This window comes from Microbacterium halimionae (assembly GCF_011761265.1).
Taxonomy (GTDB): Bacteria; Actinomycetota; Actinomycetes; order Actinomycetales; family Microbacteriaceae; genus Microbacterium; species Microbacterium halimionae.
On sequence record NZ_JAAOZB010000002.1, the window covers coordinates 661,531 to 682,148 of the forward strand.

The following is a 20,618-nucleotide window of genomic DNA, read 5'->3' on the forward strand; positions in this document are numbered from 1 at the left end:
ACCCGCAAAAACGGGCAAGTCACGTTGTGGATATCGCAAGTTCTACACATCACGAGCCATCCGACTCCGCGCGGAGAATCGCGGGAGCACCCTTGAGGGCGTGGCTCGACGCAATCCTCTTCCGCCCGAGCTGCTCGCCGAGCCCTTTCGAACGCGGGATGCCGCGGCTCTCGGTGTGTCGCCCGGTCGACTCCGCGCTCACGATCTGTTGGCGTTCGCCGCGGGACTTCGGCTCGTCGGCGACCAAGAGCCGTCTCTGCTCGCGCGCTGCGCCGCACTCTGCGAGCGGCTCGGACCAGCGGCTGCGATAAGCGATGAGACTGCCGCGCTCTTGCACCGGATGCCGCTCCCGCTGCGCCTCGAACGCGAAATACCCGTGCACCTCACCGTCGCCACGGGCCACCGTGCACCGCACGCCGCAGATATCGTCGGCCACCAGCGAGCTCTTTGGCCAGGCGATGTCGACGAGCGCTTCGGTTTTCGCGTAACAACCCCACTTCGCACATTCTGCGACGTGAGCGCTCGGCTGCGGGTCGCTGAGGCCGTAGCGATGGCGGACATGATGGTTCACGCGGAGCGGGGGAGCGTGACCCCGACCCAACTCGCGGACGCTGTGGGGAGGCATCCGGGCCGCCGCGGCAAGCGCACGCGCGAGCGTGTGCTGGAGCTCGTGGATGAGCATTCCGAATCGCCGAAAGAATCTGAGCTGCGGGTGTTGTTGATCGATGCAGGTTTCGCGAAACCCGAGTGCAATATCGATGTTTTCGATAGCTTTGGCGCGTTCGTTGCGCGCGTTGACCTCGCCTACCGGAGCCTGCGTATCGCCGTTGAGTACGAGGGCGACTACCACCGTGACCCAGAACAGTTTCGACGTGACTTGGCGCGCCGCCGTCGATTGGAAGCGGCCGGCTGGACCTACATCCCCGTCACACAGCGCGACTTAACGGCGCCGACTCAGCTCCTCAGAGACCTGCGTGCGACGATTTACCGCCTGAACCACGCCTGACTTGCCCGTTTTTGTGGGTGCGCGCAGCGCGAAACCCGCAAAAACGGGCAAGTCGCGAACAGGTGAAGGGGCCTACGCGTGGGTCGAGTGCTCGACCAGGGCGATGAGCGCGGCGAGCTCGGGTTCATCGAACTTTGGGCCGGGTAGCGCTCCAACTGTGAGCGCATTGTTGAAGTAGAGCCCGTCGCTCACGAGCATGACGAGCTGGAGCGCCGACTCGTCGCGCACATGCGGGCGAATCGCACCCTCCCACATGTCGCGCACGCGGCGAAGAGCATCCGTCGCCAGCGGGTGGCCATTCTGAGCGAGCCGCGAGACGGCGATGATAGATCGGTCAAGAGGTGAGTCCGTCATGATCGAGCTGCGCATGAAGGCTGCAACCGGACCATCGGATGCCGCAACAATCTGCTCGACGTCGAGCACAGCGCGCTCTTCCATGCGCTCGATGACGCCATTTTCGAGGGCGTCTTTCGAAGCGAAGTGGTAGAGCAGGCCGCCCTTGGACACTCCTGCCACACGAGCAACCGCATCCATCGTCGCACCTCGTTCGCCGTCGCTTCGGACCACCTGCTCGAATGCATCGAGCACGGTCTCACGGGCACGCGGTGGTCTGCTCATCGGATAAATCGTACCGATCTGGGGGAGATCATCGTGTTACTATACCAGCTGGACGGTATAGAAATAATGACGACTTTTACGCAAGAAATTGAAATTGCCAACGCAGGCGGCCAGAAGGTGGGCGCCCGCGGCTGGTCAGCGCTCGTTGTGTTGATGCTGCCGGTATTGCTTGTTTCGGTAGACAACACGGTGCTGAGCTTCGCGCTGCCCGCCATCGCTTCAGACCTCGCGCCCACGAGCGTGCAGCAGCTGTGGATCATCGACGCCTACCCGCTGGTTCTCGCGGGACTCCTCGTGACAATGGGTACGCTCGGCGACCGCTTTGGGCGCCGCCGGATGCTCTTGATCGGCGCCATCGGATTCGCCGCTGTTTCGGCGCTTGCAGCCTTCGCGCCCACGGCGGAGTTGCTCATTGCTGCTCGGGCGCTCCTCGGCGTTTTCGGCGCCATGCTGATGCCCTCAACGATGTCGTTGCTGCGGAGCATCTTCACCGATCGGGATCAGCGCCGCATCGCAATCGCGGTGTGGGCCGCAATGTTCTCGGCGGGAGCCGCCGCCGGGCCCATCGTTGGCGGAATTCTTCTCGAGCACTTCGCTTGGGGGTCGGTGTTCCTCCTCGCGGTTCCCGTCCTCGTGCCGCTGCTTGTCTTCGCACCGCTCTTGCTCCCCGAAAGCCGTGACCCGCACCCCGGCCGTATCGATGGGCTCAGCATCGTGCTGTCGCTGGCGACAATGGTTCCGATTGTCTATGCGATCAAGGAGATCGCCATTCATGGTCCCGCGCTACTGAGCCTCGGCCTCCTGGCTGTCGGCGGGCTTATCGGCTGGATCTTCGTCAAGCGTCAGCTCGCCTTGCCAGTACCAATGCTCGACATGAGGCTGTTTCGTCGCTCGTCATTCAGCGGAGCGCTCCTCGTCAACACGTTGACGGTCATGGCGCTCGTTGGATTTCTCTACTTCGTAGCGCAGCACCTGCAACTTGTTGTGCAGCTCAGCCCGATCGAGGCAGGATTCGCACTCGTCCCAGGCCTCATTGCCACGATCGTTGCGGGTTTGGCAATTGTGCCGATCGCTAAGCGTGCATCACCGAGCATTGTGGTTCCGAGCGCGCTCGTTTTCACAGTGGTCGGGTATTTGATCATCGCTGCATCATCAGCAGATGCCGGTAACGTCAGCGTGCTGGTCACAGCGTTCGCTGTACTGGGCTTTGGAATCGGCGCCGCTCAAACAGTGTCAAACGACCTCGTTATATCCAACGCACCGCCGAACAAGGCCGGCGCCGCGGCTGCTGTCTCTGAAATGTCATACGAGCTCGGTGCGGTGCTCGGCACCGCTGTGTTGGGTGGCATTTTGACGGCGCTTTACCGCACGAACTTGACGGTTCCCGAGGGAATCTCGGCTGCAGGCGGAGCGGCGGCTCACGAGACTCTTGCCGGCGCTATGGCAGTGTCTGAAAGCGTCGGGGGAGACCTCGGCGCGCAGCTGCGGCAGGCTGCGTCGCACGCTTTCGACGCGGGGATCAGTGTCACATCGTTGATCGGAGCTGCGCTCGTCGTGGCGGCCGCAATCATTGCTGCCACTACCCTGGGAATGTCCCGTCGCGTTCGGGCGCGCTGACGACCGTCGCCGCCCACGCGGCATTCCCCGCGAGGAGAAAGCTATGTCGCGCGTTGTGAAGCTCGCCGTCATCCCCGGAGACGGCATCGGCCCAGAAGTGATCGCTGAAGCAGAAAAGGTGCTGGATGCTGCCACCGCTGGCAGCGGCATCCGGTTTGAAAAAACCCATTTCTCTCTCGGCGCTGGCCGTTTTCTTGAAACCGGCGAGACGTTGACGGATGCCGACCTCGCGTCCATCAAGTCGCACGACGCCATCATGCTCGGTGCCGTCGGGGGAATTCCCGGCGACGTCCGCCTCAAAGACGCGAATATCGAGCGCGGATTGCTGCTGAAACTGCGCTTCGAGCTCGACCACTATGTCAACCTGCGTCCGTCAAAGCTCTACCCGGGAGCGCCAGGTCCCCTCGCAAACCCCGGTGAGGTCGACTTTGTTGTCGTGCGTGAAGGCACAGAGGGGCCGTACGTCGGCAACGGTGGCGCAATTCGACGCGGTACTGCGCAGGAGGTTGCAAACGAGACATCCGTCAACACAGCCTTCGGTGTTGAGCGCGTCGTTCGTGCAGCGTTTGCTCTCGCTGAGCGGCGACGCAAGAAGCTCACTCTCGTGCACAAGACGAATGTGCTTGTGTACGCAGGCGCCATCTGGAAGCGCGTGGTCGACGAGGTGGCAGAGGAGCACCCAGGGGTGGCCGTAGACTATCTCCACGTCGACGCGGCAACGATCTTCCTGGTCACGAACCCGGGCCGCTTTGATGTAATCGTCACCGACAACCTTTTCGGCGATATCTTGACAGACCTGGCAGGCGCCGTCACCGGTGGCATCGGCCTCGCGGCCTCGGGAAACATCAATCCCGATCGCGCATTCCCCTCGATGTTCGAGCCCGTCCACGGGTCGGCGCCCGACATCGCAGGCCAGCAGAAGGCCGACCCTACGGCCGCGATTTTCTCGACTGCTTTGCTCCTCGATCACCTCGGGCTCACAGCGGAAGCAGCTCGCGTCACCCGCGCTGCTGAAGAAGACATCGCTCACCGTGATGGTGAGCCCCGCACCACTTCCCAGATTGGCGACGCGATCGCCGCACGAGTGCAGGCGTAACCTGGACTCGCCGGCCGCGCGGCCCAATCCCGCCCCATGGGCGTAGAGACAGCGAGATGAAAATGACCACGATCGACACTGACCCCGACACCGGACTCGACCCGCTCCAGTTCTTGGTGAGGAAAAACCTCGCGGCGAAGTCTCCCGGGGCACGTGAAGAGATACTGGCCAACCCCGGCTTTGGTACGCACTTCACCGACCACATGGTTGACGTGTGCTGGTCGGTGGGCGGTGGTTGGCACCGCCCGCGCGTTCAGCCGTACGGGCCGATCAGCCTCGACCCGGCCGCAGCCGTGTTGCACTACGCGCAAGAGGTATTCGAGGGCATCAAGGCGTACCGGCACGCCGATGGCTCGATCCACACATTCCGCCCCGACCAGAACGCGCGTCGTCTGCAGCGCTCCGCACGTCGACTGGCGCTCCCAGAACTGCCCGTCACGTATTTCTTGCAGTCGATTCGTGAGCTGCTCGCAGTTGATGGGGATTGGGTTCCGAATGGGGCAGACCAGAGTCTCTATCTGCGGCCGTTCATGTTCGCAAAAGAAGCCTTCTTGGGTGTAAGGCCTGCCAACAAGGTGAACTATTACGTGATCGCAAGCCCCGCTGGCGCGTACTTCAAAGGCGGCGTGCAGCCCGTGTCGATCTGGCTGAGCGAGGACTACTCTCGCGCGGGTAAGGGCGGCACAGGAGCTGCCAAGACGGGCGGTAACTACGCGTCGAGCCTGCTGCCCCAGTCCGAGGCGTATGAGAACGAATGCGACCAAGTTGTTTTCCTTGATCAGGACCGCAACGTAGAAGAGCTCGGTGGGATGAACATCGTGTTCGTCTACAAAGACGGAACCCTCGTCACGCCGCAGTCCGAGTCGATTCTCGAGGGCATCACGCGCGACTCGATCTTGCAGCTCGCTGTTGATCGTGGGCACAAGGTGGAAGGCCGCAATGTGTCGCTCAACGAATGGCGTGCGGGCGTGGCATCCGGTGACATCGTCGAGGTATTTGCGTGTGGCACCGCAGCGGTTGTGACACCGATTGGGGTGCTGAAGGGTCGCGATTTCTTCGACCAGCAGCCGACCGGAACACTTGCGCTCGAACTGCGCGAAGAGCTCACCGACATTCAGTATGGTCGCCGCGAAGACAAGCACGGGTGGCTGTACCGCCTCGACGCGTAGCCGCATTCCGGTGAGTATCGTCGGTAGGCTAGAACTGTGAGAATCGCACGCTTTAGCTACGAAGACGCCATTACGTACGGGATTGTGGACGGCGGTGAACTTGTTGTGCTCGCTGGCGACCCGATGTTCGCTGGCTTCCAGCCGACGGGAACCCGAGTCCCGCTCGGAGACGTCGCTCTGCTGGCGCCTGTCATTCCGCGTTCGAAGATCGTGTGCGTCGGTAAGAACTATCACGACCACGCGGCCGAGATGGGAAGCGATGCACCGGCCGAGCCGCTGTTGTTCCTGAAGCCAAACACCTCGGTTATTGGTCCCGGTGATGCGATCGTTCGACCGGCTCAGTCGCAACGGACCGATCACGAGGGCGAACTCGCCGTTGTCATCGGACGTATCGCCAAAAATGTCACGACAGACAAAGCTCTTGAGTACGTCTTCGGCTACACCATCGGAAACGACGTGACAGCCCGTGACCTGCAGAAGAGTGACGGTCAGTGGGCGCGCGCAAAGGGCTTCGACACCTTCTGCCCTCTCGGGCCCGCCATCGAGACGGAGTTTGACCCGGCAGGGGACGCTCGCGTAGTGACGCGAGTGAACGGCGAGGTACGTCAAGACGCGGCAATCTCCGACATGATCCACTCGGTCGCAGAAATCATTGCGTATGCCTCGGCCGCCTTTACCCTGCTGCCGGGAGACGTCATTCTTACCGGTACGCCGGCGGGCGTTGGCGAGTTTGTTGCGGGTGACAAAGTGGAAGTGGAAATCACGGGACTCGGCCTTCTCGGTAACACCGTCCGGGATGCCTGAAGCCTCAGCGTCAGCTGTGCTCACTGAAGCGCAGCTGAGCGCCGTCCGCCGCCGCACAATCGGCGTTCTGTCGATCGGGCAAGTTCTTGGCGGCGTCGCCTTTGGCGCCACTATTTCGCTCGGCGCGGTGCTCGCTACCGATATCGCGGGCGATGAGGCTGTCGCGGGCTTTGCCACCGCCGCTGTCACGTTGGGGGCCGCAGCGCTCGCAATTCCACTGGCACGACTGGCTCAGCGCCGCGGCCGGCGCCTGTCGCTCGCCACGGGAATGCTCATCGCTCTCGGTGGCGTCGCGCTTGTCATTTCGGCCGCAGCGATGCGCTCGTTTCCGGCGCTTCTCGTGGGCTTTGCACTCATTGGGGCGGGGCAAGCAGCCAACCTGCAGTCGCGATTTGCGGCATCCGATCTGGCGACAGACGCGTCGCGTGGCCGTGACCTTTCTCTTGTCGTCTGGGCGACGACAATTGGAGCCGTTCTGGGGCCCAACCTGGTTGGTCCGGGTGAGTCGATCGGTGCGTCTCTGGGCATGCCTCAGCTCACTGGCGCCTATGTCTTCACGATTGTGTGCCAAGTGCTCGGGGTGGTGCTCTATCTTGTTGCGCTTCGTCCTGACCCCTTGCTTCTAGCGCAGAAAGTCGCGGCAGATGATGCTGCATCTGGCACAGCGCGTATTGCGCGTGCCGACAGACCGCGGGCGGCACGATACGCAATTTTTGCAGTCGCTGGCGCGCACGGAGTGATGGTTGCCGTCATGGCGATGACTCCGGTGCACCTGCTGCACCACGGAGCGACGCTCATGATTGTGGGACTCACAATCAGTCTGCACATCGCTGGGATGTACGCCCTTGCACCGGTGTTCGGTTTTCTCGCAGACCGTGTGGGCCGCATCACCGTTATTCTCATCGGTCAGGTGTTGTTGGCTGCGGCACTTCTCACGGCCGGCCTTGGTCAGGATTCGACCGCGGCCGTGACGATCGGTCTCGTGCTTCTTGGACTCGGCTGGAGCGCATCGACAGTTGCAGGCTCAGCTCTCTTGACCGAAATGTCATCTGAGGATCGGCGCACGAGCCGTCAGGGCCGAAGTGATCTCGCGATGAACCTGGTTGGAGCGATCGGTGCAATTCTTGCCGGTGTCGTTCTCGGCGCGATTGGCTACGGCGGCCTCGCCCTCATCGCACTGGTTGTCGTGGCCGCGGTGAGCGCACTCTCGCCTTTTGCTTCTAGGGTCGCAGCGCGCTGATTGCGCGGTTTACGTCTTCTTCGTCGTTGAACAGATGGAACGCGACGCGAGCACGCCCGGCGCGGCCTGACGCGGTGATTTCTCGCGCTCCGAGGACGCCCACGGCGGTGCCTTCGTCGTCAGCCCATGTGACGATCGCGCTTTCGCGCGTCGGCTCGGGCAAGTCCATTCCTTCACGAAAAAGTCGGGCGAGATGGGTGGAGTGATCGTAGAGCCTGTGCTGGCGCGTGCGTGCGAACATCGCGAGTGCTGGAGCTGCGCCAATGAACGCTTGCCACGCGGGGGATACGTCAAACCGGCGCGCGTCGGATGCGAGCGTGGCTTCAGCGCCGTAGCACGATTCCCAAGGGTTACCACCCGCGTACCATCCGGCAAAAAGTGACGGCATCCGCTTTTGGAGCTCACTCGACACAGTGAGAAACGAGACTCCGCGTGGTGCACACAGCCACTTGTATGCGTGGCAGATCACGGCGTCGAACACGGATGCCTCCACCGGAAACCAGCCGACTGCTTGCGTCGCGTCGCACAGCGTCAGGGCACCGTGTGTACGGGCTGCGCGCGCGATTGCGGCAGCATCGGCAACTTCGCCCGTCGCGGACTGCACGAGCGAGAATGCAACCATCGATGTCTTCTCGGTGATCTCGCCCGCGAGTTCCGCTAACGGCACACAACGAACCTGAAGGTCTCGCCCAGCGTGAACAAAAGGCAACACGATTGATGAAAAGTCACCCTCCGCGACGAGGACTTCGGCGTGGTCGGGCAGCGCCGCCGCGACGAGCGCGGTCATCACGGAAGCTTGAGATCCGATTGCAACGTGCTGGGGGCTCACCTTCACAAGCTGCGCGAAGCTGCGTCGCGACTTCTCAACGGCGTTCGTATAAGCCGCCAGATCGGGTCGGCCAGCGGCCGCCGAATCGAGATCTGCGATCAGTGCTTCGCGGGTCCCGCGTGTGGGAAGGCCAACTGTGCAGCTCGCGAGATATCCGCGCCCACCGCTGAACTGTGCGCGCGCTGAGGTGAATGTGTCCATATGAATAGCCTCCGACGCACTGGCTCATTCGTCTACGGCAAGTTTGGGATCGAAAGCATGACGAATAGTTATGCTTCAGGTTATGAGCGCTGAATACGAAAGTGAAAACGGCCTTGACGTGCATTCGCTACGTGTTGTGAAAGCAATCAGCGATGAGGGATCCATCACACGCGCGGCGCAGTCTCTCGGATTCAGCCAGCCGGCTCTCAGTCAGCACGTGCGGCGGTTGGAACATAAGCTGGGAATTGGCATCGTGGAGCGGGTTGGGCGCACTGTGCGACTCACGGAAGCTGGCCGAATTTTGGCTCGCCACGCGCCGGCTGTGAAAAATGCCTTGGATGCGGCATCCGAAGAGCTTGATGAGTTGCGCGGTCTTCGGTCTGGTCGAGTACGACTCGTTGGGTTTCCGTCGGCGTCACCGACGGTTCTTCCGAAGCTCTTGGCTGACCTCGCTGAGCGGCACGCGGGAATTTCGGTCTCGTATGTCGAGGCGGAGCCGCCAGAAGCTGTTGGGGCTGTGCGGCAGGATCGTGCCGATGTTGCGCTCACGTTTAGTTACCCTGGTGACCGCGATGATCCGCATCTATCGAGCGCACGCGGGCTATCTGTGCGCTCCATCGGCCGTGACCAAATGCTGGCCGTGCTTCCCTCGAATCACCCGGTTGCTCGCGCGACATATTCCGGGGGAGAGGTCGACGTTTCTCTTCTTGCCGAAGAAGACTGGATTGCCGGCTGCCCGCGCTGCCGTGGGCACCTTTTGGAGCTTTGCGGGCGTGCTGGTTTCGAGCCTCGCATCACGTTCGAAACCGACAACTTCATCGCGGTGGAAAGCCTTGTGGCTCAGGGTATTGGCGTGGCGACGCTTCCTCGGCTCGCTGTTGACTCAGTGCCCCCGATGCCCGGAGTGGTGACAATTGCGCTGCCACGCGGTGAAGAGCGCACTGTCCACGTCGTGACAGCGCACGGCGCCGAAAGTGTGCCCACGGTCCGTGCGACTCTCGCGGCTCTCCGCCGCGTGCTGTGATTCTCAGTTTTTCAACGCCATCAGATCGAGCCCGGTAGTCTAGAAATCTATGTCGAGCTCACCCGATCCCCGCACCACCACTGCTACTGGCAGCGACGTGCGCGTGCGTTTTTGTCCTTCTCCTACGGGTCTCCCGCACGTTGGTCTTGTGCGAACCGCTCTCTTCAACTGGGCCTATGCCCGCCACAACGGTGGCAAGCTCGTGTTTCGCATCGAAGACACGGATGCCGCACGCGACAGCGAGGAGAGCTATGCGCAGCTCCTTGACGCGCTGCGTTGGCTGAAGATCGACTGGGATGAGGGCGTAGAGGTGGGCGGCCCGCACGCCCCTTACCGTCAGTCGTTGCGGCACGATATCTACCGTGAAGTGCTCGACAAGCTGATCTCCGCGGGTGTTGTCTACGAGAGCTACTCCAACGCCGCCGAGATCGATGCACGTAACGAAGCCAATGGCCGCGCCAAGCAGCTTGGCTACGACAACTACGATCGTGAGCTCACTGACGAGCAGAAGACTGCGTTCCGGGCCGAGGGTCGCGAGCCGGCTTGGCGTTTGCGTGTACCCGATCACGACATCACGTATGTCGACCTCGTCCGTGGCGAAGTCACGTTCCCCGCCGGTTCATTCCCTGACTTCGTCATCGTCCGCGCCGGGGGAGTGCCGCTCTATACCTTCGTGAACCCGGTCGATGATGCTGTCATGGGCATCACTCACGTACTTCGCGGTGAAGACCTCATGCCGTCGACGGCCCGTCAGCTCGCGCTCTACGACGCGCTTATCGAGGCCGGAGTCACCGACTTCGTTCCGAGATTCGGACACCTGCCGCTGGTTCTCGGAGACGGCAACAAGAAGCTATCAAAGCGCGACCCTCGCGCCGACCTTTTCCTCCAGCGCGACAAGGGCTTCATTCACGAGGGCCTTCTCAACTACCTCGCGTTGCTCGGTTGGTCGATCGGCCCCGATCGCGACATTTTCTCTCTCGCTGAGCTGATAGCCGCGTTCGACGTCGAGAATGTCAACCCGAACCCCGCTCGATTCGACCAGAAAAAGGCCGAGTCGATCAACGGTGATCACATTCGGATGCTGCGGCCGGTGGTGTTCGTTGAAAGAATCATGCCGTACCTGCTGTCGGCCGGCATTGTGAGTGACCCGCCGACCGCGGAGCAGATGCAGATGATCGTTGCATCAGCTCCGCTCGTCCAAGAGCGCGTGCAGTTGCTCGGCGACGTACCTGGGCTCTTGGGTTTCTTGTTCACAGAAGAAGTCGTCTACGAAGAGGCGGCGCTCGCAACTTTGCCCGACAATGCTGGTGAGGTACTTGTAGCCGGCGTCGGTGCACTCGAGCTCATTCCCGAAACCGAATTTACGACGACAGTCATCCAAGATGCGCTTGCCAGCGCGCTCGTGGAGGGCCTCGGGCTCAAGCCGCGCATTGCCTATGGGCCGCTGCGAGTCGCGGTCAGCGGACGACGTGTCTCGCCGCCATTGTTCGAATCTATGGAGCTACTTGGAAAAGCCGAGACGATCGCTCGACTCGGAGCTTTGGTTTCGCAGCGGGGCTAACCGCGGCTCGCCCAAGCTGCTCGGTTTGGCTTCACCCCCAGCGTCGAGTAAGCTTGATCCTCGGTACGACTTCGGTCGAATACCGATGGGGTATGGTGTAATTGGCAACACGGAGGTTTCTGGTACCTTTGTTCTTGGTTCGAGTCCAGGTACCCCAGCTTTAAAAAACCCCCGCTTAGCGGGGGTTTTTGCTTTACCCGTGCGTGTTCTCCATTGACAGCTTCCGCAGAGGGGTGAACCTCACGGAATCTGAGGAGTCTCACATTGAGAGCGTGTCTCGCTCGCGTGTGAGTGAGCAATGTACGCTCCATCGCCACGCGTTTGATGCGCTGGCCGTTCTCGTTTAGGCGGGCCCACCTCTATGTGGATCGTATTTCGAGCAAAAACCTCATAAAACAACATGCATAAATGTTGTTTTATGTTGAAGTGCGTTGTAATCTTTCATGCAACACGGAGGTTGCATGTACGCAATGGAGCGCAGAGAACACATCGAGACTGTGTTGCGCGAAGAAGGTCGGGTCGTCGTTGTTGACCTTGCGCTGAGATTCGATGTCACAACTGAGACCGTTCGTCGCGATCTTGACGCGATGGAAAGCGAAGGACGTCTGCGCCGCGTGCACGGCGGCGCGGTCGCGAAGGAGCGCGGTAGCACGCGTGAAGTCCCAGTCTTCGAAAGAACCGGGCAACGAGCCGACGCAAAGCGAGCGATAGCGCTACGAGCCCTCGACGCGATTCCACCAGGGTTCAGCGGCTCGATCTATCTTGACGCCGGAACCACCACGGCCGCGATCGCGGCAATGCTTCCCGAACGCCTCGCTGCCTTCGGGAGCTCAGCTGAAGTCGTGACGCACTCGCTCACGCTTGCACCCATTGTTGCGGGGGTCCCGAATATTTCTCTTCTCCTCATCGGCGGACGCATTCGTGGTGTTACCGCTGCTGCCGTTGGCGCATCGACGGTGCGGTCGATTGCCGCTATTCGCCCCGACATCGCATTTATCGGTGCGAACGGAATTTCCGGCGAGTTCGGCTTGAGTACCCCCGATGCCGAAGAAGCTGCCGTTAAAGAGGCAATCGTGCGCGCCGCACGTCGTGTTGTCGTCCTTGCCGACTCAAGCAAGTTCGGGCAGGAATTGCTCGTTGGATTCGCGGCGCTGAACGAAATCGATGTCATCGTGAGCGACGCTCCCATGCAAACCGAACTCGCGGATGCGGTGTCAGCCGCCGGCGTTGAGGCGTGGATCGCATGATCGTCACCGTCACAGCAAATCCTTCGCTTGACCGAGCGATGGTTCTTGACGCGCCTCTTGACGTGGGAGCTGTACAGCTGGCTGCGTCTTCACGTGAGGACGCCGGCGGTAAAGGGATCAATGTCGGCCGAGTGATCGGCGCCGCTGGAGAAGAAACGCTGGCAGTGCTCCCGCTGGCGCTGCACGATCCTTTCGCGGCGCTTCTTGCCGACACCGGGCTGCCCTTTCACGCTGTGCCCGTGCATGGCCACGCTCGTTCAAACCTGACAATTACCGACCCCGCAGGCGTGACAACGAAGCTCAACTTGCCCGGGGCATCCCTGCGGAGTGGCGAAACAGACGCCCTGCTTGCGATCATCGTGTCGGCGTGTGAAGGCGCTGATTGGCTTGTGCTTGCTGGTTCGTTGCCGAAGGGGATGGATGCGGGCTTCTACGTCGAGGTCATTGCTGCGGTTCGAGCGCGATGGGGGGAGACTGCTCCTCGAATCGCCGTCGACACTTCGGGTGCGCCGTTGCGCGCAGTCGTTGCGTCTGCCCACCCTGATCTCATCAAACCGAATGAGCATGAACTCGCAGATCTTGCTGGGGTAGCTGCTCCGACCGAAGATCTCATGAACGCTGTTTTGCCGATCGCCGCGGCTTTGGTTCCGGAGCGTGTCGGCGCGGCGCTCATCACCCTCGGCGGCGACGGTGCCGTCTTCGTAGACGGCTCTGGTGCGCTATCGGCGCCCGCCCCCCGTATCCAGGTCGCGAGCACCGTTGGTGCAGGTGACAGCTCTCTCGCCGGATTTCTCCTGGCAGATGTTCGGGGCGGAGACCCAAGCGAATGCTTGGCCAACGCGATTCGGTATGGCGCTGCGGCTGCGACCCTGCCGGGCACACAACCGCCGACATCCGCGGACTTTCCGCCCGGTGAAATCGCCGTCACACGGCGCGCGAACCCTCTTACCTAACTAAGCCCCTCACCACCGAAATATGGAGGACATCGTGTCCCACACCATCACCTCTGAGCTCGTGTCTCTTGATGCGAGCCTCGGAGCAGACAAGGCAGCCGTTATTCGTGCCCTCGCGGAGCGAGTCGTTGCGCAGGGCCGCGCGACCGATGCTGAAGCGCTGTTTGCCGACGCTTGGGCTCGTGAACAGAAAGATGAAACCGGTCTTCCCGGTGGCATCGCTATTCCCCATGCAAAGAGCGCCGCTGTAACCGAAGCATCACTCGCGTTCGCCCGCCTTGCACCCGGAATTGACTTCGGAGCAGACGACGGACCTGCCGACCTCGTCTTTTTGATTGCGGCTCCCGCGGATGCCGCCGAGGCACACCTCGCAGTGCTCTCTAAGCTTGCGCGCAGCCTGATGCAAGACGACTTCACTTCGGGACTTCGCGCTGCGAAGACTGCGGATGACGTCGTCACGATCGTGCAGAACGCCATCGGTGAAGGTTCGGCCGCTCCTGCGGCGACAGCCGCGGCGCCCACCGAGGCATCGACGTCAGCGTCGGATGACCTTTCGATCGACGGACACCCCGTTCGCATCGTGGCAGTTACGGCGTGTGCGACTGGCATTGCCCACACATTCATGGCTGCCGATGCCCTCACCGCGGCAGGCAAGAAAGCCGGAATTGACCTGGTCGTTGAACCGCAGGGATCCAGCGGATACCAGGCGATTGATCCTTCGGTCATCGCGAACGCGGATGCCGTGATCTTCGCTGTCGATGTTGATGTTCGCGAGCCGCAACGTTTTGCGGGAAAGCCTGTCGCTCGCGCCGGAGTGAAGCGCGGCATCGAGCACCCCGATCAGATGATCGCTGACGCGATCGCTGCAGCCAAGAACCCACAGGGTCCACGTGTGAGTGGCTCGGCGGCGGCTTCAACGTCGGATGCTCCCTCGCAGCCGACTTCTTGGGGCGCTCGCATCCAGCGTATTTTGCTCACCGGTGTGAGCTACATGATTCCGTTCGTCGCTGGTGGCGGTTTGTTGATCGCTCTGGGATTCCTGCTCGGCGGATACCAGGTCACCGACAACGCGGCAACGGTCATCACACAGAACTCCCTCTGGGATCTGCCCACGACGGACATCACTTCGAATCTTGGCCCGCTCGGCCAATATCTCGGCTCGGTGTTCTTCATGATCGGCGCGACGTCGATGGGCTTCTTGGTGTCAGCCCTCGCCGGCTATATCGCTTTCGCCATCGCGGACCGGCCCGGTATCGCTCCCGGGTTCGTCGCTGGAGCCGTTGCGGTTCTCATGAACGCCGGCTTCATTGGTGGCATCATCGGTGGTCTGCTCGCCGGTTTCATCGCATGGTGGCTCGGCCGTTTCAACCCGCCCGCATGGCTCCGCGGTCTCATGCCGGTTGTCATCATCCCGCTGATCGGCTCTCTCATCGCCTCTGGTTTGCTGATTCTCTTCCTCGGTCGACCCATCGCATCTCTTATGGAGTTGCTGAATGACGGCCTCACAAACCTCGCGGCGACAGACGCGATTGTGGTCGTGGGAATCATCCTCGGTCTCATGATGTGCTTCGATCTCGGTGGCCCGGTCAACAAGGTCGCTTACGCGTTCGCCACGGCAGGACTCGCGAGTGCGTCTACCGCCGACATCCACGCCGTGCCCTTCCTCATCATGGCCGCGGTTATGGCTTCGGGTATGGTTCCGCCGCTCGCTATGGCGCTCGCATCCACACTGCTTTCCCGCAAGGTGTTTACCCCGGTCGAGCGCGAAAACGGTAAGGCCGCATGGTTGCTTGGTGCTTCGTTCATCAGCGAAGGCGCAATCCCGTTCGCAGCTGCTGATCCATTGCGTGTGATCCCAGCTTCGATGGTCGGTGGAGCAATTACCGGTGGAATGAGTATGCTGCTCGGTGTCTCGTCGCTTGCCCCCCACGGTGGTATTTTCGTGTTCTTTGCGATCAACCCATTCTGGGCATTCGCCCTTTCAATCGCCATTGGTACGGTCGTAACGGCCCTGATCGTCGTCGCATTGAAGACGTTCGTCGGACGAAAAGAACTCCAGGAAGCTGAAGAGAACCCAGCCGTAGCCGTCCCGGTCTGATTAGCTGGTGACAGGACCAACGTAAGGAGACACCATGGCAGAACGCCAGGCCACAATCGCGAGCTCGTCGGGGCTTCATGCTCGCCCCGCAAAGCTATTCGTACAGGCGGTGCAAGAGAAGAAGGTTCCCGTGACCATCGCAGTCGAGGGTGGTGCTGACCTCAATGCGGGAAGCATCCTTTCGCTCATGGGCCTGGGCGCTGGCCAGGGCACCGTGGTCACACTCAAGGCAGAGGGCGAGGGTGCCGAGCAGGCGCTCGACGAACTCGTCGCACTCCTCGAGACGGATCTCGACGCAGCATAACGAGCCAAAAAGACGGATGCCGCGGTAACCCCGATGGGGTGCCGCGGCATCCGTCTTTCGTTTGAGCTGTTAAAGCTCTGTGGAGTCCCCAGGGTTGAGCTCTACGAGTTCGCCGCCGACCTGTTCGACAGCCCATTTGAGACGCTCGCGTCCCATGCCGAGCCCGGCTTGGGAGAGAGTCATATCGTGCGTTGCAAATACCGCTCGCGGCGAGACGGCAAGAACGAAATCGATAGCGTCGCCGATCTTGAGCCACGGCGCACCCACTGGGGCTGCAAGCAGCTGAACCTTCGTGTGCTTGGGCACGGCGTAGGAATCGCCCGGGTAATAAAACTCGTCGTTCACGAGCACGCCGACATTGTCGATCATTGGAATGCTTTCGTGGATCACAGCGTGATCGCCGCCGAAGAACTTCAGCGTGAAGGGAGCAAGCTCGACAGTGTCACCCGGCTTCACCACCGTTATCTCGTAGCCGGCCGCGGCTTTTGCTACGCCTTCTGGTGCATAGATCGGGGTGCCAGGGCGTGCGGCAAGAATCCGGTCGAGATGCGCGGGGGTCCAATGGTCTGGATGCTCGTGTGTGAGAACGACGCCAACGACGTCACGCAGATCTGGAAGGGGAGAAGTGAAGACGCCCGGATCGATGATGAGGGCGCTGCCCTCGCTGTCGATTTTTAGGGCAGCATGTTCGTACTTGGTCACTCGCATGCTCCTCAGTCAACTCCCGCAATTACGTTGCAGCAAGCTGAAGTGGCGCATCGGCTTCGATTTGTCTGGGGTGCATTTCTCATGGCATAATCGAACGGTTGCGTGAACGGCCCCATCGTATAGCGGCCTAGTACCTCGCCCTCTCACGGCGGTAACGCGGGTTCGAATCCCGCTGGGGTCACCAACCCAAAACGCTCGTCCAAAGGACGGGCGTTTTTGCGTTGCCACCCGGAACTTTTTGGAGTTAATCCCTTCGGAACCGCTGGGAAAGTGTGCCGGTCGATCGTAGCTCCTGAGCCAAAACGTTACCTTTGTTGTGTTCTCCAACACCCCGGAGGCGTTGAGTACCCCGTGTACACCACCCTGACTGCCGGTTTGTCCAGCGACGACCCCAGCCATACTTCGACAACAGTTTCCATCTTTCGCGCCGTAGCAACGCGCTCGTCTCGCGCTATGGGAATTACTCGATGATTACCGCGCTTTTGCTGCTGCTGGCTGGTCTCGTGCTGACGGTGATCATCATTGCCGCGAATGGATACTTCGTAGCGCAAGAGTTTGCCTACATGTCGGTTGACCGGGCGACCCTACGCGCGAGAGCGGAAAAGGGCGATGCGTCCGCGAAGCGCGCTCTGGCAGTTACCCGTCGTACATCGTTCATGCTCTCAGGCGCGCAGCTGGGTATTACGGTGACCGGACTTTTGGTCGGCTATGTCGCCGAGCCCTTCATCGGTGAGTCTCTCGGCATCCTGCTCGGCGGTGCGGGCGTGCCGCTGGCTCTTGGCATCACGATTGGAACCGTGCTCGCGCTCGTACTGGCGACGGTCGTACAGATGACCTTCGGAGAGCTTTTTCCTAAGAACTTGGCTATCGCTAACCCCGATCCGCTCGCGCGGGGGCTCGCGCGCTCCACTCTTATTTACCTGACAGTTTTCGGTTGGCTGATCACCTTCTTCGATAAGTCCTCGAATGCTCTGCTCCGGCTCATACGAGTTGAGCCCGTGCACGATGTAGACAGCAGCGCCAACGCTGAGGACCTCGAGCGGATCATCGATGATTCGCGCGCGAGCGGTGATCTGCCGGAAGAACTTTCCCTCCTTATGGATCGCATTCTCGACTTTCCGGATCAGGATGCCGAGCACGCAATGATCCCGCGCGTACATGTCGACGTCATCTCGTACGACTCGACGGTTGGTGAGGTGCGCGCGCGAATGGCACACAAGCACAGCCGCTACCCAGTACTCGACGAAAGAGCCGAACCGATTGGCGTCGTGCATCTCGGTGAAGTCCTCAAAACCGACAAGAGCGACGATCGCCCAGTCACCGCCATCATGCGCGAACCTCTTTTTGTTCCGACTCGCATGCCGCTTCCAGATGTGCTTCAGCAGCTCACGCGTACCCGAAATGAGTTAGCCTGCGTGATCGACGAGTACGGCAGTTTCACGGGGGTTCTCACGATTGAGGACCTTGCGGAAGAACTCGTGGGAGAGATCACCGACGAACATGACCCCGATGCGCTCACTGGAGCTGAGCGCGACGCTGATGGCGTGTGGGTGATGGATGGCGACATGCACGTCGACGAGGTCGAGCGGGCTGTCGGCCGCCCCCTGCCTAAGGGTGAGTATGAGACGCTCGCTGGCCTTCTCATCGCGGAGAGTCGAAGCCTCCCAGCGGTAGGGGACGCGCTTCAGATCGTTCTTCCTGCCGAGCGAGCCGAACTTGTCGACGATGAACCCGCGCGCAGAATTCTCATGGTTGAGGTGACAGCGATCGACAAGCATGTCCCCAGTGAGTTGAAGATGCGTGTGCGCGAAGAGCCGGCAGAAGCTGCGGCATCTGCCAACGATGAGCGGGGTGATCTATGAACGCGTGGATCGTCCTTCCTGTCACGGCGTTGCTTATTGTGCTGAGCGGATTTTTCGTCGTAATCGAGTTCGCACTCCTCGGCGCGCGCCGTCATCGTTTGGAGATGCAGGCCGCCAGCAGTAAGTCTGCGCGCGCAGCTCTGCGCGGCATGAATGAGCTGACAGTGATGCTCGCCGGTGCGCAGCTGGGCATTACCGTCTGCACCCTTGCTCTGGGCGCTGTCACAAAGCCCGCCGTCGACGGCCTACTCGGGCCGCTATTCGAAACATGGGGTGCGCCTGACTGGCTTTCCGGTGGGGCAGCGTTCGTGCTGTCGCTGCTCGCAGTGACATTCCTGCATCTGGTCGTTGGCGAAATGGCACCGAAGTCGTGGGCGATTGCGCACCCTGAGTTCGCCGCGAAGATCATTGGGATTCCGTCTCGCGCTTTTGTGTGGCCGCTGCGACCATTCCTGCTGTGGGTAAATCGCATCGCGAACGCGCTGGTCGCCCGTACCGGCGTGCAGCCTGTCGACAGCGCTGCCGTCGGGGGGAGAGATGCTGACACGATCCGTAATCTTGTCGAGTACTCATCGCAAGTGGGAGTGCTCGAGCCTGACCTCAGAACAGAGATCACCAAGGTGATCGAGTTGCAGACTGTAACTGTCGACCAGCTCACGGAGCACAGTTCCACCCCCACGTCGGTGGCGCACGATGCATCGGTCGCAGATGTGCAGGCCGCGGCTTTGGAAAGTGGACATTTGCGTGTGCTGCTGACAGGTGAGGGCGGGCAGACTCCCGCGGTCGTTCATGTACGTGACACCCTGCTCGCTGATCAGAGCACACCGGCCGCAGAATACGCGCGCCAAGCGCTATCCGTCGACGCGACCACACCTGTCTACGACCTGCTGCGTCAGATGCGCGAAATGCGGGTCCAGCTTGCCGTTGTAGAAGACGACGGGGAGTTCAAAGGAGTCGTCACGCTCACCGACGTCGTCGAGCGCGTGCTTCCTAGCGCGAAAGCAGCGTGAGTGAGCGGATCTGCGAAAGTGGGGTAGTATTGACGTCGATAGGCGGACTCTCATTCGTCTCGCCCCGGTTGTGTGGTAACGGCCGGGGCTTTTTCTCTGCCCATTTGCTTTCCCACGCGCCTTGTCAGCGTGTTAGTTTGGGGCATCCTTAACGAGGGGAGAGCGCACATGTTCGAGTCGATCGGCTCCATGCTGCAGTTCTTCCTTCTCACGGTCGGCGTGACTGCTCTCCAGGGCTCGTCATCGACAGTCGTCGTTGTCGCATTGATGGCGTTGGTCCTGGTCGCGCTCTCGGCGCGCATGATTGCCATGAGGGCGAATTCACCGCATGGAGCTACGCGGCCTGCGACAGAAATTGACGTTTCGTCGCCGCTTACGCAGAGTGACCCGGATGCGGCGGGCCACATCCGCTCGCGAGCCCCAGGGTTCGTGGCCTCGGCCACGTAGCTCGCGCACATTCACGTCCCCCGCTCTAGGGGTCCGACGCTGATTCTCGGCGCAGATCGTGGCCATGCAGCCCGAACTCGACTCCGACGAACGGACACGTCATGGACCCATTTTCTTTTCCACCACTTGCCGCAATTCTCGACGCCGCGTACAGCGGGCTCATGTTGCTCGCGCAATTTCTCGATCCGATTGCGGGCAGTGCAGCTGCTGCCGCGGCCATCGTCCTGATCACCGTGCTGGCACGGGCTGTGCTCATTCCGGCTGGGGTACTACAGGCGAAGTTTGAGCAAACGCAGTCTCGACTCGCCCCAGCGCTCGCTAAGTTGCGGCTTCGGTACGGCAAAGATCGGGAACGACTGCAACGAGAGACGATGCAGCTTTATGCGTCCGAAAAGGTGTCTCCAGCTGCGGGGTGCCTTCCGGTGCTTTTACAAGCCCCGGTCGTCGGCATTATCTACGCGCTCTTTCTGCACACCAGCATTGCGGGACACACGAATGCGCTTATGGCAGAGCAGCTTTTTGGGGTTTCTCTCGGCGCAAGCTTCGTGTCTTCGGCGGGATCAGGCGCACTCGAGCTTTCCACGATTGCGGTGTTTGGCGCGTTGGTGCTGGTGATCGTTCTTGTAGCCGAGCTGTCGCGAAGGTCCTTTTCGATACCAACTGCGCCGCGGTTTGTGGGCGTGCTGCAGTTCGTCACAGCGGTATTCGCGCTTTTCGTGCCGCTCGCCGCGGTGCTCTACCTCACCGTTACCGTCGCATGGACGTTGGTGCAGCGCACCCTTTTGCGAAGGAGGTATCCGCTTTCACCGCCTCGGTGAGCGCCT

Annotated in this window: 19 protein-coding genes and 2 tRNA genes; 18 read left to right on the plus strand and 3 right to left on the minus strand. The window is 61.2% G+C overall.

From position 1 onward, the window contains the following. Positions 1 to 100 precede the first annotated feature (100 nt). Positions 101 to 1,006 (plus strand): hypothetical protein, encoded by a 906-nt coding sequence (locus FHS06_RS10875; protein ID WP_167049203.1) that lies wholly within the window; start codon positions 101 to 103, stop codon positions 1,004 to 1,006. Positions 1,007 to 1,078: 72 nt separating this feature from the next. On the opposite strand, the gene FHS06_RS10880 is transcribed toward FHS06_RS10875, so the two are convergent. Next, positions 1,079 to 1,624, minus strand: a complete 546-nt coding sequence (locus FHS06_RS10880; RefSeq protein WP_167049205.1) for a TetR/AcrR family transcriptional regulator — start codon at positions 1,622 to 1,624, stop codon at positions 1,079 to 1,081. A gap of 66 nt (positions 1,625 to 1,690) precedes the next feature. Between FHS06_RS10880 and FHS06_RS10885 the strand changes: the two genes are divergently transcribed. The 5 genes from FHS06_RS10885 to FHS06_RS10905 all read left to right on the plus strand — a co-directional run bounded on the left by FHS06_RS10885 (position 1,691) and on the right by FHS06_RS10905 (position 7,550). Further along, positions 1,691 to 3,241, plus strand: a complete 1,551-nt coding sequence (locus FHS06_RS10885; protein WP_167049207.1) for an MFS transporter — start codon at positions 1,691 to 1,693, stop codon at positions 3,239 to 3,241. Positions 3,242 to 3,284: 43 nt separating this feature from the next. Next, positions 3,285 to 4,337, plus strand: coding sequence for a 3-isopropylmalate dehydrogenase (locus FHS06_RS10890; RefSeq protein ID WP_167049209.1), 1,053 nt, complete (start codon positions 3,285 to 3,287; stop codon positions 4,335 to 4,337). Between the two features lie 62 nt (positions 4,338 to 4,399). Next, the gene (locus FHS06_RS10895) at positions 4,400 to 5,506 is read left to right on the plus strand and encodes a branched-chain amino acid aminotransferase (protein ID WP_167050292.1); all 1,107 of its coding nucleotides are present in this window, start codon (positions 4,400 to 4,402) and stop codon (positions 5,504 to 5,506) included. Between the two features lie 36 nt (positions 5,507 to 5,542). After that, positions 5,543 to 6,310 (plus strand): fumarylacetoacetate hydrolase family protein, encoded by a 768-nt coding sequence (locus FHS06_RS10900; protein WP_167049210.1) that lies wholly within the window; start codon positions 5,543 to 5,545, stop codon positions 6,308 to 6,310. Next, entirely contained in the window at positions 6,303 to 7,550 is a 1,248-nt protein-coding gene (locus FHS06_RS10905; protein ID WP_167049211.1) for an MFS transporter, read from the plus strand. The genes FHS06_RS10900 and FHS06_RS10905 overlap by 8 nt, the downstream gene beginning before the upstream one ends. Here FHS06_RS10905 and FHS06_RS10910 read toward each other — a convergent pair. After that, the gene (locus FHS06_RS10910; protein ID WP_167049212.1) at positions 7,531 to 8,580 is read right to left on the minus strand and encodes an aminotransferase class V-fold PLP-dependent enzyme; all 1,050 of its coding nucleotides are present in this window, start codon (positions 8,578 to 8,580) and stop codon (positions 7,531 to 7,533) included. The two genes, FHS06_RS10905 and FHS06_RS10910, sit on opposite strands and share 20 nt — an antisense overlap. An 82-nt stretch (positions 8,581 to 8,662) precedes the next feature. On the opposite strand from FHS06_RS10910, the gene FHS06_RS10915 reads away from it, so the two are divergent. The 7 genes from FHS06_RS10915 to FHS06_RS10945 all read left to right on the plus strand — a co-directional run bounded on the left by FHS06_RS10915 (position 8,663) and on the right by FHS06_RS10945 (position 15,767). Further along, the gene (locus FHS06_RS10915) at positions 8,663 to 9,604 is read left to right on the plus strand and encodes a LysR family transcriptional regulator (protein ID WP_167049213.1); all 942 of its coding nucleotides are present in this window, start codon (positions 8,663 to 8,665) and stop codon (positions 9,602 to 9,604) included. A gap of 49 nt (positions 9,605 to 9,653) precedes the next feature. Further along, complete coding sequence (gene gltX, locus FHS06_RS10920; protein WP_167049215.1) at positions 9,654 to 11,165, plus strand: glutamate--tRNA ligase; 1,512 nt, start codon at positions 9,654 to 9,656, stop codon at positions 11,163 to 11,165. A gap of 86 nt (positions 11,166 to 11,251) precedes the next feature. Further along, positions 11,252 to 11,323: transfer RNA gene (locus FHS06_RS10925), tRNA-Gln, on the plus strand. A gap of 303 nt (positions 11,324 to 11,626) precedes the next feature. Beyond that, positions 11,627 to 12,412, plus strand: coding sequence for a DeoR/GlpR family DNA-binding transcription regulator (locus FHS06_RS10930; RefSeq protein ID WP_182486546.1), 786 nt, complete (start codon positions 11,627 to 11,629; stop codon positions 12,410 to 12,412). After that, on the plus strand, positions 12,409 to 13,365 hold the full coding sequence (locus FHS06_RS10935; protein ID WP_167049219.1) for a 1-phosphofructokinase family hexose kinase: 957 nt from the start codon (positions 12,409 to 12,411) through the stop codon (positions 13,363 to 13,365). Before FHS06_RS10930 ends, FHS06_RS10935 begins: the two co-directional genes overlap by 4 nt. A gap of 34 nt (positions 13,366 to 13,399) precedes the next feature. After that, the gene (locus FHS06_RS10940; RefSeq protein ID WP_167049221.1) at positions 13,400 to 15,463 is read left to right on the plus strand and encodes a PTS fructose transporter subunit IIABC; all 2,064 of its coding nucleotides are present in this window, start codon (positions 13,400 to 13,402) and stop codon (positions 15,461 to 15,463) included. A 34-nt stretch (positions 15,464 to 15,497) separates the two neighbouring features. Further along, complete coding sequence (locus FHS06_RS10945; RefSeq protein WP_167049223.1) at positions 15,498 to 15,767, plus strand: HPr family phosphocarrier protein; 270 nt, start codon at positions 15,498 to 15,500, stop codon at positions 15,765 to 15,767. Positions 15,768 to 15,836: 69 nt separating this feature from the next. Here FHS06_RS10945 and FHS06_RS10950 read toward each other — a convergent pair whose 3' ends face one another. Next, on the minus strand, positions 15,837 to 16,475 hold the full coding sequence (locus FHS06_RS10950) for an MBL fold metallo-hydrolase (protein ID WP_167049225.1): 639 nt from the start codon (positions 16,473 to 16,475) through the stop codon (positions 15,837 to 15,839). 108 nt (positions 16,476 to 16,583) lie between these two features. Between FHS06_RS10950 and FHS06_RS10955 the strand changes: the two genes are divergently transcribed. From FHS06_RS10955 to FHS06_RS10975, 5 genes are all read left to right on the plus strand, one after another. Beyond that, positions 16,584 to 16,659 (plus strand) — tRNA-Glu (locus FHS06_RS10955). A 283-nt stretch (positions 16,660 to 16,942) separates the two neighbouring features. After that, the gene (locus tag FHS06_RS10960) at positions 16,943 to 18,337 is read left to right on the plus strand and encodes a hemolysin family protein (RefSeq protein WP_167049227.1); all 1,395 of its coding nucleotides are present in this window, start codon (positions 16,943 to 16,945) and stop codon (positions 18,335 to 18,337) included. Beyond that, complete coding sequence (locus FHS06_RS10965) at positions 18,334 to 19,347, plus strand: CNNM domain-containing protein (RefSeq protein ID WP_167049229.1); 1,014 nt, start codon at positions 18,334 to 18,336, stop codon at positions 19,345 to 19,347. The genes FHS06_RS10960 and FHS06_RS10965 overlap by 4 nt, the downstream gene beginning before the upstream one ends. A 168-nt stretch (positions 19,348 to 19,515) precedes the next feature. Continuing rightward, positions 19,516 to 19,794, plus strand: coding sequence for a DUF6412 domain-containing protein (locus tag FHS06_RS10970; protein ID WP_167049232.1), 279 nt, complete (start codon positions 19,516 to 19,518; stop codon positions 19,792 to 19,794). 101 nt (positions 19,795 to 19,895) lie between these two features. Then, on the plus strand, positions 19,896 to 20,612 hold the full coding sequence (locus FHS06_RS10975) for a YidC/Oxa1 family membrane protein insertase (protein ID WP_167049234.1): 717 nt from the start codon (positions 19,896 to 19,898) through the stop codon (positions 20,610 to 20,612). Positions 20,613 to 20,618 lie beyond the last annotated feature (6 nt).